This is a genomic window from Helicobacter macacae MIT 99-5501 (assembly GCF_000507845.1).
In the GTDB taxonomy this organism is placed as follows: domain Bacteria; phylum Campylobacterota; class Campylobacteria; order Campylobacterales; family Helicobacteraceae; genus Helicobacter_B; species Helicobacter_B macacae.
In genome coordinates this window covers 431,594-445,075 of record NZ_KI669455.1, presented here as the reverse complement: position 1 = coordinate 445,075, position 13,482 = coordinate 431,594, and the positions used below count along the sequence as shown (strand labels likewise).

Genomic DNA, 13,482 nt, shown 5'->3' with positions numbered 1-13,482 from the left:
TTTTACTTTAGATTTTGATATTTTGGTGGATTTAGTAGCTTTCTTGCTCGCTTGGGAAATCGCCACTTTTGACTTCATCGACATATTTTTGCAATGCGGATTTGAAAATCTCTGCGCCATTTAGGTATTGGCGCACAAATTTTGGCTTAAAATCCCCAAATAATCCAAACGCATCGCTCCAAACAAGAATCTGCCCATCGCAATCCACCCCAGAGCCTATCCCGATAGTTGGGATTTTTACATTGCTAGAAATCTCTTTTGCCACGCCACCTATAATCCCCTCCAAAAGTAGCCCAAATGCACCTGCTTCTTCAAATGCAAGTGCTGATTCTAGCAAGTATGCGCTTTGATGATTGTCTTTGCCTTTGACTTTATACCCACCCTCAAACTTCACAAATTGCGGCATAAGCCCGATATGCGCCATAATGGGAATCCCCTCATTTGCAAGGGCTTTTATGATATTTAGCTTGCTTAGTGGCACTTCTAGCTTTAGGGCTTGCACCCCTGTTTGTTTGATGATTTTTAGTGCGGATTTTAGTGCGGATTTTTCATTTGCATAACTACCAAAAGGCATATCAGCTATGACAAAAGATTGCTTTGTGTGGGCTAGAACTGCTTTTGTGTGGTATATCATATCTTGCAGGCTTAGGCTTGTGGTGTCCTCTTTGCCATTAAAGCTCATATTTAGACTATCGCCAACCAAAATCACATCTACAATGCCATCAAAAAGTCGCGCAAAAAGTGCGTCATAGGCTGTGATAGCAGTAATCTTGCTAGGATTTTTGCCTAAATGAGGGGGGATATTTTTTTTGGATTTTAGGGTGGTGAGTGTGATTTTTTGCATCGCTTTTGCTCCTTAAAGTTGTTTGCTTGTGAGTGTCGCTCCAAATGTGTGTTTATTTGCGTGCTTTTGTAAAAATCGTGGCGTTATTATACCCAAACTCGCTTATTTAAGGTTTAAAGTGTATAATGCGTTTTGCTTTGGGAAAATACTTTTAGAGTTTGTTTAATGTTATGAAGTTTTTAATGTTTTATAAGGTTTGATATGACAAAAAAAAATATCACTAATATCGCTACTAAAATCCCTCGCAAATGCGCATTGATTTTTGTCTGTGTGGTGCTAGCAAGCACCATAAGCTATGGTGAAAAATCTAAGCGATATTTGAAATATGAAAAATCTAGCAAAGAATCTACAAGCACAGCCAAAAAATCCCAAAAAGATTCTATAAAATCCAAAAAAGATTCCACCACAAAAGAAACCAACAAAGATTCCACAAAGCCACAAAAAGAATCCAAAACCACTGCAAAAGACAAGTCAAAACAAGAATCACAAGATGAAAATCTAATTGATTATTCCACGCTTAGCTTGTATTATTATCCATACATTATGGCATATCACAAAATCAGCGATAAAGAAATCGCCTCCCTTATCAAAAACCTAGACGCTTCAAAGAAAAAATCAGGTATTTTTATCGGCGTGTATGGTGGCTGGATATTTCACAATGCGGCTGGAAATACAGACTATGTCGTGGATAATTTCCTAGCTTATGGTGCAAAGGTGGGATTTCAGAGCTTTTATCCTACAATGTTTGATAGCATATCTTTCCCAAATAAAGTCGGTGGCAGAATCTATCTGCAATACTTAGGAAGCAATGCAAAGGAGCTAAACCTCTCCTCGCTTGGATTTTCTAGCATCGGCATAAGCGCAGATGTGCTGATAGATTTGCCTCTATTGCCGATGATAAAGGGCAAAAACAGCTTAGAAGCGGGAGCAATAGCGGGATTTGGATTAGCAAGTATGATATATGATTCTAATAGCGATGCTACGCTTGGTGGGATTATAAACATTGGGGCGAGCTTCACTCTCATAAGCAAGCACCGCATAGAGGGCGAAATCAAACTCATCATCAATGAAAGGCTAAATTGGTTTGGGATAATGCCTATGGTGGGATATAGCTATGTGTTTTAGGAAATGTGCTGTGCGTGCAGTGATAGATATGGGAATTGTGAAAGCTATGAGGGTATTGAAAACTATGCTGAAAAATTTTGGCAAAATCTGCTTTGTTGGATTCATAAGCGCATTGCTGATAAGCAGTGTAGCTCAAGGTTTAAGCGCGAAGCCAAGCGCAAAATCACTAAAATCTAGCAAAGAATCTCAAAGAGTGCAACCTAGTGATTCTAGCTCACTAGATTCTAAAGCAAAAAAAGAGCAAAAAAAAATCTCCAAAAATATCGATGAAATCGAAGTGATACACGGCGATGAAGAATCCTTACAGCAAATGTCAAAGCACCAAAAAGAAAAAGAGCTTTATTTCCTGCGCGGGCGATACTATCAGCTTTTGTATGAAAAATCTCAAGAGCTAAAAAACAAAACAAAACACGGCTGGTTTGCTGGAGTTTCGCTTGGCACTAGCCAAATGGAAATCAACAAAAATAGAGGCTTTGGCGAGGAGCTAAATCCATTTGCATTTGGGATTAACGGAGGATATATGCGATTTTTGGGGGCTGCACCTATGGGTGTGCGCGTGTATTGGCAATATCTAGCTGCGCTAAATGCCTCGCCAAATATACCCGATAGTGTCTCTAGCCATTTGTTTAGCTTCAATATAGATATGGTGGGGGATAAGGCAATAGGTGGCGAGGAGGGATACTATCTAGGTGTGTTTATAGGGATGGGAGCGGGGGTAAATCTCTACAAGCAAAGTGGCACACAAAGAGAGGATAAAATCACCATAGGACCTGTGCTAAATGTAGGCGTCTCTGCCACACTCAAATATCATCATCGCATAGAGCTAGGTATCAAAACTCCACCAAATATCTCAAACCAAGCAAGCTACTTTCTAGGGACTATGTATATCACGAGCTATCAATATTTGTTTTAGCTGGATTTGGGTTGGGTTGATAAATGGATTGTAGGAAAATATAATGAATCTAAAAAAACGCACAATATTAAATCAACTATCTTTGCAAAATCTAATGCTAGGCATTATATGCGTGGTATTTTTGCTAAGTAGTGCCCTAGCCGTGCCCACAAAATCTCCACCCGCAAAATCCCCCAAAAATCAAGTAAAAAAATCAAGTAAATCAAGTCGTATCACTGATGAGGAAATAGCGATGCTTATCTTGCCAAAGGATTTTAAAAATAGCCAAGTAAATCCAAGTGCGCTAATGAATGCCCAAGATGAGCGACTAAAGGACAAAAGCCTAGATGTCAAAATCGCTTTTTATCGCTCACTTTTGGAGATAAATGGCATAAAAGTAGAGCCTATCTACTCTCAAAGTGAATATATCCAAAAGCATTTCGCAGGAAAAACACTAGAGCAAAAAAAAGCAATCGCACATAAATATATGAGGGCTGGTAATAAAAGCGGGATTTTCATAGGGGCGAGTGTGGCAAGTGCTGGCATAACACAAACTTATGCTGATGGCAAATACAATACCCAAAATAGTGTAGGCACTACTACGAATGGGGTATTTAGCCCCGATATGACAGGTGCGCTAGATTCTAGCCTAGATTCTCCGCTTATCGCTCGCTCGGTGTTTGTCGCTTCTGGTGGAAATGTGGGGTATCAAAACTTCTATAATCTCTACTTTGGTAGCAGAATCTATGTCGATGTGCTTATCGGTGGTGGGAATCTCTCTATGAGAAAGCAGGGGCAAGGTAGTGCAAAAAGCGTGGGAAGTTTTTTTTATATGCTAGGGGGGCTAAATGCTGACTTGCTAGGCGAGCTACCGCTAAGCCTGCTTGGCGTGAAGCAGAGATTTTGGAGGGAGGTGGCTTTGGGTGGGTATTTTGGCTTAAATATCGGTGTAATGCTACTCACAGATAAGGCAAATAGTGAGCTAGATAGCTTCATAAAAGCTGGCGTAACAAAAAGTGAAAATGTGCTATGGAACTACCAAATCCAAGTAGACTACGGGCTAAATATGGGGCTTAGTCTATCACTTGGCATACTTGGCAAGCTAGAAGTAGGGGCAAAGGTCCCTCTCTCTGTGCTAGGGCTACCATCCGAGCTACGACTAGGCATAGAATCCCCTGCAAAATATGGCAACAAAGAAATTTTATCTAAAGACATAGCCTTTAGTCGCACCCCGATTTTTGTAGCGAGCTATATCAAGGTGTTTTAAGGCGTCTAGCAATGCTTGGGAAAATATTTTTGCAAGCATTCTATAATCGCACTTCGCCCTCAATAATCGTATGCAAGACTTTGGAGTGTAAGCACACTCCGTGATATGGACTAAAGCTATCATTTACTTCTGTTTTGGCTTGCAAATCTACGATGATAATGTCCGCGTCTTTTTGTGGTGTAATTTCGCCTTTGTTTAGAGAGAAGCATTTGGCTTGAGCGTATGAAGTCATCTGGCTAAAACGAGATAGACTTATAATCCCCTGCTTGACAAGCTGGCTAAATCCAAGTGGGAAGTAAAATCCAAATGCGTTTATACCAAAGCTGGCGTTTTCAAATACTTGGTCTTTTAGCGAGTTGTAAGAATCGCTCTGTAAGCAAGTAAGCATATCTATGCGAGAATATAAACAATCACGCAAAAAGTCGCGCTCCTCCTCACTCACAAGCGGAGGAAATAGCTTGAAGCGCGTATCGTAGTCCTTTATGTCATCGTGGGTAAAAATAAGGTGGTGGATAGGAGTTTGGGCTAAAATCTCTGCTCCCATAGCTTTGAATGTTTCTATGATTTTTAGGCTTTGGGGGTGGGTTATGGCATCAAAAATCCATTTTGTCTCGCTAAATCGCGACATTTCGCTAAGTCTAGCAACTTCCATAGTTTGCGATATGGATGGGATAGATGGCAAGCCTAGAGTGGAGCTTATCTCGCTTTGGCTTATCACACCATCACAAAGGCTTGGTTCTTGTGCTGTGGCGATGATGGGGACATTTAGCATTTTTGCATATTGAGCGACTTTGTGCAAGGCATAGCCTGATATGTCTGGACTATGTAGATAGATAGCGCGTGCGCCTGTGCTGATAAGAGATGCGATTTGGGTTAGACTATCATCTTTTGTCGCTAGTATGCTAGAAAAAAAATGCACGCTTAGCGCGGAATCTAGGCTTGATACAAGCTCAATAATCGCTTCTGAATCAATACTAGGGCTACTATCTGGGCGCAAAAGCACACTTCCTACACCACCTTGCAAAGCCTTTTGGCTTAGGGATTGTAGCGTCTTACGACAAAGGGATTTGTTTTTGGGATAGGATATGTCAATGAGTGCTGGTAGTATAAATTTATCTGTGCAATCTAGCACTTCCTCGCCCTCTTTTGGACTAAGGCTAGGGGCGACTTCTTTGATAAGTGTGCTTTCTATGCGGACATCAGCTTTTCTTTCTTGGCTATAATCGCAAATTGTCCCGTTTTTTAGTAGCATTTTTTTCCTTTGCAATAGATTTTATATTTTGGCTATCCACTCGCTTATTTTACCCAAATATAAGCTAAAATCCCCGCTAATCATAAATGAGCCCACACAAACAAGCAAAATCCCCGATAGAATCTCTACCTTGCGCAAATGTGGCTTGAATCTATCAATAAGCTCAAACCCTCTCTCTAGCGCAAGTGCAAGCACCAAAAAAGGTAGGGCAAAACCTAGTGCATACAGACATAGCAGGGCAAATCCTTGCGTGCTAGTGCTAGCCATAAGTGCGATAGCTCCAAAAATCGGTCCCGTGCAAGGACTCCACCCTAGTGCAAAGCTCACTCCTAGCACGAAAGGAGCTAGAATCTTTATAGCTGGGTGAGTGGCTTTTAGCTGAAATTTTTTGCTTACATAGAGCCATTTGATATGAAAAACACCCAAAAAATGCAATCCAAAAATAAGCACAACAACACCTGCCAAAATCTCTAGCAAAACAGAATCTAGCACAAAAAACACAGAACGCAAGGCAACACCTGCTAGGATAAATACAAGCGAAAAGCCTAGCACAAAGGCAAATGAGCGAGCAAAAATCATATAGCGGATATTGGATAAGTGTGGGGATTTTGGATTTTGGGAAGAGTATTTTTGTGTAGTGGATTTTTGCGTAGTGGATTTTATGTGGGTTATGGAGGGGTTGTTTTGGGTATTGCTTTGCGCGGGATGTATGGAGAGTTTTGCATGGGATTGCGCGGGGATTTGTGGATTTGCTTGTGATAAGTCATTTATGATGGAATCTTGCTTGGCAAAAATTTTAGAATCTTTTGTGCTATCACTCGTGCTAGCACTAAGCTCTGCTAGCGAAACACCCGAAATATACGCCATATAAAGTGGCACAAGTGGTAAAGTGCAGGGAGAAAGAAAGGAAAGCAAGCCAGCAAAAAATGCCACAAAAAAAGGTGTGATTGTCGCGCCACCATAAAAATACTCTAATAACGACTGCTCCATTTGGTGTGCCTTTTGCGTAAAAATCACTCAAAAATTATTCAAAATCATTCCAAAATCATATTTGGTATATTTGTGTAGTCTTGCTATTAAGATTTTGTAGTTTAAAAAGCACAAAAATTTAATCTAGCCCACATAATAATCTACATACTAATTCCGCGCGTAAATCTACACGCCAATCCACACAAAAATCCTTAAAAACTATGCTAGACTTAGCCACACATAGTCTTTGTCTATTTTTGTCTGTGTGCAATGTGCGACAGACAACACATTGCAAAGACATACTAAAAAAAGCGAAATAAAACTACTCTAGGTTTTTATAACCCCTGCTAGTTGCTACTTGATGAAGTGGTGGTTACTTGTGCTTTTTGGGCTGCTTCTTGCTTGGCGGCGGCTTCTTTTTGGGCTTTTTCAGCTTCTTGCTTTTGTTTTAGCATTCGCTCTAGCTTTTCTTTTTGCTCTATACTCTTTACCATATAGCAGCTTGAACCGTCTTTTAGCTCACAGCCTCGCTTCCAAAATCCCTTTGCTTTGCCGTCTTTATCTTCTTGATAAAGCATTTGGATAGTGTTTGCAGCTAGTAAGCAATAAAATCCCATTCCGTGATTGCACCCCAAAGCTGCTTGTTTGATAGCTTTGTTGGCATATCTTTTGTAGAGTTCTGGCTCTTCGTTTTTTAGGTATTTCGCCGCATATCTTGCACAAGAAAGAGGGTCATTTAGCTGGCAACCTTTGTCATATAGGGCTTGCTCAATGACATCTGCGTATTCAACTTCTTCTTTTACGACTAGCTCGGCTAGAGTAGCACAGCTAGCCCCGCTTCTAATCGTAGGCTTTGGTGCAAGACAATCGTGCTTTAGCTTCTCTGCTGCGATTTCGGTGTCTTCTTCTTCGTTGCTATTGTCATCAAACTCTACAAGCAAGTAGCACGCAGTGCCAAGCCCGCGATTGCAAGATTCATTTAGCATTTGGGTGGCTTTTGCATAGTCATCATTTGTAACGACTTCATAGTAAGCATTGGCATAAAGCTGCATAAGCTGCCTAAACTCTTCTCTAGACTCATCACTAAATTGTGCGCCAAAGACATTTGGATTGATTCGTTTGACTTTGGTTTGGGAAGTGGCTAATTTATTATTTGGTTGGAAAAGAGCACACCCACTTAGATTTAGCGCGATAAATGCACCAAATGCAAAAAGTGCAAGCTGCTTTAGAGCTACTACTAATCGTTGTTTTGATAGGGTATTAAATGCTTGTGTCATTGCCTACTCCTCGCTTAAGGAAATATAATTACGCAACATTGTATAGCAAAAAAACTAATCACAATGCAAAAAACACAAAACTATCGCTTGATGATATAAGGCACACCTTGCAATCCTGCCCCTCCAAGCTCTTGGGCAATATTCATCGCTTTATCGGCGTTTATGTTATTGCTAGGTTTGTAGCTTGGCTCAAATGCTTTTTTTAGGTAGGAAATCTTGCTTTCTTGGGTTTTTTGCTCATCTAGCTTGGTATAGAAAGTAGCAGCTTTTTTGGTGGATTCTAGGCTTAGTGCACCTGCGATTAGGATATGCAAATCCCCGCTTGCTAGATAGCTATTGATTTTTTGTAGCTCTTGCTTGCAGTAGGGACAATTCGTATCTAGCACAAGGTAGGTTATGGATTTTTTAGAATCGCTTTTTGACTTGCCCTCAAGCCTTAGCACAGAGTTTGGGTATTTTTGAAATATCGCTATGACTGCATCTTCTCTAGCTTTTTCGTTAAACTCTTGGACTTTTTTGGTGGTGGATTCTAGGGTATTTTTAAGCGTGGTGTTTTTGGTGATTAGTGCTTCTTGGGAGAGTATCATCAGTGTCTTTCCGTCACTGCTAGCAAAAAACGGAATTTGAAAATTATCCTTTTGAACGATGACAAACCAAAATCCATTTATCCCAGATTCTTGCGTGCTGATGATTTTTGCATTGGTAATCTCGCTAGATTTTAGTGTGTCAATTAGCGAAGTGGTGTTTAGCATCTCTTTGGCGTGCAAAGCTATGGGGATAAGCACAAAAAGGCTCAAAAACAGCACATACGCAAGTGCGCGTTTTTTTTGCGATTTTTTTGCCAAAAATATAAGCGGGGTAAATGGTGTGATATTTCGGGCGCAAAAACGCACGAAAGAGCGAAATCTAGCAAACAAAGCACCCAGCGCATCAAATGCGCCAAAGGCTTTAATGTTTTTAGATGAATGTTTGTGATATGGTCGAATATATTGAGATTTCATCAAATTCTCCTTAAATTTTTAGCGTTTTTTTGTTTTTGTCTGCAAGTAACCTTGCTCAATAAGTATATCGACTATCTTTTTAAACACAGGGGCAGAATTTTGACTACCATAGTAGTGCTGTCCAGATGCGCCAAAGGTAACAACGCCTATGACAAAGGTATTTTGCCCATCTTTTACAAAACCAAAAAATGAGCCATTGTGTTTTTGCCCATATCCACCACTTTGGGCTATTTCTCTAGCTGTGCCTGTTTTGCCCCCTGTGATGATTCCAGCTTGCTCGACTTTGGCGGCTTTGCCCGTGCCTGATTCTACGACTTTGATTAGCAGGCTTTGCATTTTTTTGGCAGTGGCTTCAGAGATAGCTTGTGTGGGCTTAGCTGTCCTTGTGGTGGGGATATAGATTTTGCCATCGGGGGCTATATAGCTTTGTGTGATATGTGGCGTTACTAGGTAGCCACCATTTGCAAAAACCCCATAAGCTCGCAAAAGCTGCATAAATGTTACTCGCGCTACATAGCCAAAAGATACGGATTTTTTGGTAGTGCCAGAGGATTTGGATAGCTCTTTTAGAGATGGCACGATACCATCTCGCTCATAGGGCAAATCAATCCCTGTAAGCGAGCCTAGCCCAAAAGAGCGCAAACCGTCATAAAATTCCTGTCCATTTAGTCGGTTTGATAGCAAAATCATACCCACATTGCTTGAGTGCAAAAGCACATCTTCTATGGTTGGATTTTGGGGCATTATGGTGTCATCTGTGATAGTGTGCTTGCCTAGCATATAATATCCATTGCCCAAGTCTATCGGGCTTAGCGGGTTTATTAGCTTTTTTTCTAGTAGCATTGCATAAATGATAGGCTTTATGGTGCTTCCGGGCTCAAATGATTCTGCTATGGCGCGGATTTTTAGGTGTGGTTTATCTTGCTCTCTTATTGCGTTTGGGTTAAATCGATTTGTCGTAGCGATAGCTAAAATCTGCCCGTTTTTTGGGTTTAGAATCGCTGCGATAATTTCTTGGGATTGGTATTCTTTTTTGGCACTATCTAGCAGCTCTTCTAGTTTTTGCTGCAAGCTAAAAGGAATCCCAAGCCTAACACTAAATCCGTCCTCTCTGCTTGTAGAATGCGCTTGCTTAGTTTGAATAATATTAAACCCAATATCTCGCTTGCCTATAACTTCGCCATTTTGCTTTTGCCTTAGGATTTTCTCACGCGAATTCTCTATGCCATCAACCCCTATTGGCATAGTAAGCCTGCCAATCTCGCTTTTGGTTACATAGCCGATAAATGGCTCAAGCATATCGTTGTATGGATATTCCCTGCTTACTCCGCTTACCTCCACGCTAAGCCCCATTTTGCCTATCACCCTGCCCTTTTCATCAATATATTCACGAAACACATCATAAGCCAAAAGTTTTGCGTTTAGTGCCCGCAGATTTGCAGCGACATTTGGCGAGATTTTATAAGAGAGGATTTGGTATTTTGGGCTTTTTAGCTTCTCTATGATAGTGTAGCGTGGCACACCGCTATAAATCTCTAAAAGCGTGATAAAAAGCTCTTTTTTGTTTGGGTCTATGGAGCGGGGGTTAAACCCTAGTTTGTAAAGTTTGTTGCTCCTTGCAAGGGAGTATCCCTCATCATCTTGGTAGGTTTTTGCCGTGTAGATATTACCCCGCACAGCGACATCTTCTTTTGCTACGATTAGGGTTGGCATTTTGGATTCTCTAGGCAATGCGACTTTTGAATACACACTAAAAAGAAAAATAACCGCGCTTAGCACAAACACCAAAAAAATCGCTAAGATTCTGCGAGATTTGGCGATTCCTATGCCGTTTTTTTGGAATCTTTTTAGTCGATTTTTGGGGGGTAGATTTTGGGGAGATTGCCCTAGAGTAGAATCGTATTTTTGAGAGTTTTTATTTCCATAATTGCTTGGATTTTGTGGGAGATATTTGGGGATAGGCATAGCGACTAGATTTTAGACTTATAGGATTGCTTGGCTTAGGATTCTAGTCGCACGGCTTATAGCTCTAGAACGAACTATACTTGTGTTCTTAGGATTTCTTTATACGCACTTAGGGCTTTGTTGCGCACTTCAAGCATTAGCTTCATACTTGTTTCGGCTTTGCCTATGGTTATGGCGGCCTGGTGCAAGTCTTTTAGCTGTCCGCTTGCCATATCAGCTAGGGCTTTGTCCGAGCTTTCTTGGACTTGGTTTAGCTCATCTATGGATTTTTTTAGTAGTTTGGTAAATTCGCCATTGTCATTTGCGGCTTGGGTGGGTGTGATATTTAGCTTTGGGTTTATAGGGTTTGATAAACCAACCTTTTTTATGTCGTCCATTTTGATACTCCTTATTTGCAAAAACTTCTATAAATTCTAAACAAAACTAATTTAAGCTAAACTACACTTGCATCATCATTATGGCATTTCCTGCCATTGTTTTAGCACTTTGAAACGCTGCGACATTTGCTTGATATGCCCTAGTAGCTTCGATTAAATCCGCCATTTCGACAACGGGATTGATATTGGGATATGCGACATAGCCCTCCGAATTTGCATCGGGGTGGCTAGGCTCGTATTTCATAATAGGACTCCTATCATCACGCACGATTTTGTCGATATACACGCCCATTATAGCAGGTTTTGGTAATTTTCCCAAATCCCCCTCATTAAGCGGGTCTTCATACTCTGCTTCATCGCTCTCTTTACTTAATCGTTCATTTAATGCTTTATTAAAATCAAATGCGCGAAAAGATACCATTTGTCTACGATATGGTCCTCCCTCATCGGTTCGTGTAGTGTTGGCATTGGCGATATTAGAGGATATGAGATTGGCGCGGATTCGCTGTGCTGAAAGTCCATAGCCACTAATGTCAAATGAGTTAAAAAAATTCATCTCTTCTCCTTGTGAGGTTACTTTTTATAAAAATCTTAAGAAATATTTTTGCCCGCTTCAATAGCGTAGTTTAGGATACCTTTGTGCTTTTTTAGGGCGACGGTTAGCCCTTGATAGACTACGGAGTTTTTGCCCATTTCGCTTGTTTCTATATCCAAATCCACGCTATTGCCGTCATTTCTAGCCAAATGCCCATCGCGGAAAAACAAATCTGGCTTGTGTTCAAACTTCGCTGTGCGAGAGGATTCTAGGCTTAAATGCCCTTTGTTGCTTTGTGCTAGCTGAAGTTGCCTTGATGGCTTTTTATACAAAATCTCATCTTGTCGCAACGCTAGAGCTTGGGTAAATTCTATATCGCGCGGGCGATAGTAGGGTGTGTTTTGATTGGCGATATTTCCCGCGATTAAATCCTGCCTTAGCGAGCGATAATCAAGGGCTTTGTGCGCTAGTGGATAGACTTTAGATTCTACCGCAAAAGAAATCATTGCATTCTCCTTAAACTAAGTCTTTAAGCCTTGTTTTGCGTGATTTTAGGTTTGCACTTATTGCTTGTTAGGTAGAAGCAAAAGACATTCCAAATAATGCTAAAAAATGATTGCGCGAAGTTGATTTTAGGAAGTTTATTTGTGAAATTTTTATTAGCAAAAGGTTGATTGTGTAGATTTAGTGTAAGGTTATTGTTTGGAAGTCAATTTTTGGTAGATTCTAGCTTTTAGGCAATACTCAAAAAGCTAGAATCTTTCTGTAAGACAGAATCACAAATAAGCAAAGAATAGCAAAATCTACCTGCTAGAATTTATACGCATAGCCGAGCATAAAAGAATTGTAAGCTGTGATATGATAGCTAGCTTTATTGCTCGCAGTTGGCTCATAATCAGAGCTGTAATATTGATACCTGTATGTAGCAAACACCATATGTTTGGCATTGTAATAGTAGTGGAATCCTGTGCTAAAAAGGTAAGAAAACTTTGTTTTTGTTGTCAAATCATCTTCTACGCTTAAGTTAGAATTAGTAGTGTTGGGAATAGAAGCTTTAAGACTACCAAAAAAAGTGCTTCCACCCAAGCCTATGGGAGCAAAATGCCAGCCAAGTGTATGCTCACCCATATTTAAGAAGTCCCACAAAAATTGTGCTTCTACACCATATTGTATAGCGTGTGAGCTAATTGAGAATTTAGCATTTTGATAATCATACCACCCCCAATCTGAAAAACTTGTGTTTAAATTTGTGTAACCGATATGTCCGCGAACTCTTACACCGAAATGAAACCACGGTCTATCATAGAAATACCACTGATACCCACCAAACACATTGATAGGGAAAGTCGAATGTGTGCTTGAGCCAGAATACCAATATCTACGCACACTCGCATAAGAATACGCGCTTCCTATACCAAATTCCCCGCCGACAAAGCCACCTGTTTTTGGCTTTTTGATGCCTACTTTGTATGGGTCGCTATTTTTTGTGCTATCAGCACGAGCTATACCACCAGACAATGAAAAAACCAAAATAAAAGCCAAAGTTAAAGCTATACAAAAGCGAAAAAAAGAATGTAGCGAAAAGAGAGAATGCGTAAAGTGAGGAGTGCAACTACGCCAAGATATGTTTTTGTGTATGTTTTGCTTATGCCTTGCGCGTGCTAAACGAGAGAGAGAGAGAGAGAGTAGCTCAAAGCCTTGCACGGATTTTCGTGCTGATTTAGAAGTAATGCCATTAAATGCTCCTTAAATACTAGATTTTTGTCCGCTAAATCAACTTTGCAAATTTAAGTTTGCAAATGGACTTCGCAATTTTAACAAAAAAAAAAAAAAACGCTCGCAAAAATCAAAAATACTTTCCAAAACTTCGCACAAAACTAATAAAATCCACAAATCCACAAAAGCTAGATTTTAAATTCACAAGTCGCGCTATTTAGCTCATTTGTCTTGCTGATAATTTCTTTTGAGGCTTTTTGCA

The 13,482-nt window shown here is 40.3% G+C and carries 14 protein-coding genes; 4 read left to right on the top strand and 10 right to left on the bottom strand.

All coding sequences use genetic code 11. The annotated features are described in order from the left end of the window. Positions 1 to 31 precede the first annotated feature (31 nt). A complete protein-coding gene (gene panB, locus HMPREF2086_RS09420; protein ID WP_023928600.1) occupies positions 32 to 844 on the bottom strand; it encodes a 3-methyl-2-oxobutanoate hydroxymethyltransferase in 813 nt (270 codons plus the stop codon). 201 nt (positions 845 to 1,045) lie between these two features. On the opposite strand from panB, the gene HMPREF2086_RS09415 reads away from it, so the two are divergent. From HMPREF2086_RS09415 to HMPREF2086_RS11035, 3 genes are read left to right on the top strand one after another with little or no spacing between them, the layout of a single operon-like run. Next, complete coding sequence (locus tag HMPREF2086_RS09415; RefSeq protein WP_023928599.1) at positions 1,046 to 1,969, top strand: hypothetical protein; 924 nt, start codon at positions 1,046 to 1,048, stop codon at positions 1,967 to 1,969. Then, positions 1,959 to 2,882 carry an outer membrane beta-barrel protein gene (locus HMPREF2086_RS09410; protein ID WP_023928597.1) on the top strand — a complete coding sequence of 308 codons (924 nt, stop codon included), beginning with the start codon at positions 1,959 to 1,961 and terminating at the stop codon, positions 2,880 to 2,882. The genes HMPREF2086_RS09415 and HMPREF2086_RS09410 overlap by 11 nt, the downstream gene beginning before the upstream one ends. A 43-nt stretch (positions 2,883 to 2,925) precedes the next feature. Continuing rightward, positions 2,926 to 4,128: an outer membrane beta-barrel protein gene (locus tag HMPREF2086_RS11035; protein WP_023928595.1), complete on the top strand. Its 1,203-nt coding sequence runs from the start codon at positions 2,926 to 2,928 to the stop codon at positions 4,126 to 4,128. Between the two features lie 40 nt (positions 4,129 to 4,168). Here HMPREF2086_RS11035 and HMPREF2086_RS09400 read toward each other — a convergent pair whose 3' ends face one another. The 9 genes from HMPREF2086_RS09400 to HMPREF2086_RS09360 form a co-directional block, all read right to left on the bottom strand. Beyond that, positions 4,169 to 5,380, bottom strand: coding sequence for an amidohydrolase family protein (locus HMPREF2086_RS09400; protein WP_023928594.1), 1,212 nt, complete (start codon positions 5,378 to 5,380; stop codon positions 4,169 to 4,171). A gap of 21 nt (positions 5,381 to 5,401) precedes the next feature. Then, positions 5,402 to 6,370, bottom strand: coding sequence for a cytochrome c biogenesis CcdA family protein (locus HMPREF2086_RS12410; RefSeq protein WP_023928593.1), 969 nt, complete (start codon positions 6,368 to 6,370; stop codon positions 5,402 to 5,404). A 326-nt stretch (positions 6,371 to 6,696) separates the two neighbouring features. Continuing rightward, positions 6,697 to 7,626, bottom strand: coding sequence for a hypothetical protein (locus HMPREF2086_RS09390; protein ID WP_023928592.1), 930 nt, complete (start codon positions 7,624 to 7,626; stop codon positions 6,697 to 6,699). A gap of 80 nt (positions 7,627 to 7,706) precedes the next feature. After that, positions 7,707 to 8,627, bottom strand: a complete 921-nt coding sequence (locus HMPREF2086_RS09385; protein WP_023928591.1) for a hypothetical protein — start codon at positions 8,625 to 8,627, stop codon at positions 7,707 to 7,709. Between the two features lie 18 nt (positions 8,628 to 8,645). Further along, positions 8,646 to 10,592 (bottom strand): peptidoglycan D,D-transpeptidase FtsI family protein, encoded by a 1,947-nt coding sequence (locus tag HMPREF2086_RS09380; protein WP_023928590.1) that lies wholly within the window; start codon positions 10,590 to 10,592, stop codon positions 8,646 to 8,648. A gap of 74 nt (positions 10,593 to 10,666) precedes the next feature. Beyond that, complete coding sequence (gene fliE, locus HMPREF2086_RS09375) at positions 10,667 to 10,969, bottom strand: flagellar hook-basal body complex protein FliE (protein WP_023928589.1); 303 nt, start codon at positions 10,967 to 10,969, stop codon at positions 10,667 to 10,669. 61 nt (positions 10,970 to 11,030) lie between these two features. Next, positions 11,031 to 11,525, bottom strand: coding sequence for a flagellar basal body rod protein FlgC (gene flgC, locus HMPREF2086_RS09370; protein WP_023928588.1), 495 nt, complete (start codon positions 11,523 to 11,525; stop codon positions 11,031 to 11,033). Between the two features lie 35 nt (positions 11,526 to 11,560). Further along, complete coding sequence (gene flgB, locus HMPREF2086_RS09365) at positions 11,561 to 12,010, bottom strand: flagellar basal body rod protein FlgB (protein WP_023928587.1); 450 nt, start codon at positions 12,008 to 12,010, stop codon at positions 11,561 to 11,563. A 304-nt stretch (positions 12,011 to 12,314) separates the two neighbouring features. After that, the gene (locus tag HMPREF2086_RS09360; RefSeq protein ID WP_187367112.1) at positions 12,315 to 13,034 is read right to left on the bottom strand and encodes an outer membrane beta-barrel protein; all 720 of its coding nucleotides are present in this window, start codon (positions 13,032 to 13,034) and stop codon (positions 12,315 to 12,317) included. A gap of 76 nt (positions 13,035 to 13,110) precedes the next feature. Here HMPREF2086_RS09360 and HMPREF2086_RS11960 point away from each other — a divergent pair, with 76 nt between their 5' ends. Further along, on the top strand, positions 13,111 to 13,254 hold the full coding sequence (locus HMPREF2086_RS11960) for a hypothetical protein (RefSeq protein WP_187367111.1): 144 nt from the start codon (positions 13,111 to 13,113) through the stop codon (positions 13,252 to 13,254). Positions 13,255 to 13,482 lie beyond the last annotated feature (228 nt).